The sequence below is a fragment of the Campylobacter concisus UNSWCS genome, assembly GCF_000466685.1.
GTDB classification, from domain to species: Bacteria; Campylobacterota; Campylobacteria; order Campylobacterales; family Campylobacteraceae; genus Campylobacter_A; species Campylobacter_A concisus_A.
Genome location: NZ_ANNG01000143.1, coordinates 1 through 248 on the forward strand (window position 1 = coordinate 1; position 248 = coordinate 248).

The following is a 248-nucleotide window of genomic DNA, read 5'->3' on the forward strand; positions in this document are numbered from 1 at the left end:
GTAGCGATATACGGCATAGAGCGGCTAAAAGGAGAAAAACCGACGGCCGGTATCGAGCTTTCGCTTTCGACTCCTAGGGATGCGGATACGATAATTCCGGCCGGAACCGTTTTAACTAGCGACAACGGCGACGTCGCCTACGTCAAAGAAAAGGCGATCGTCAAAAAAGGAGAATTAAAAACTACGGCCGTATCGGTGCTGGATATTTTTATAAAATCAAGCCCGCTAAAGTGCGAATATATCCAAAC

At 47.2% G+C, this 248-nt stretch carries 1 pseudogene; it reads left to right on the forward strand.

The features are described 5' to 3' along the window. Positions 1–248: pseudogene (locus UNSWCS_RS12225) on the forward strand (baseplate assembly protein); the annotation flags it as partial.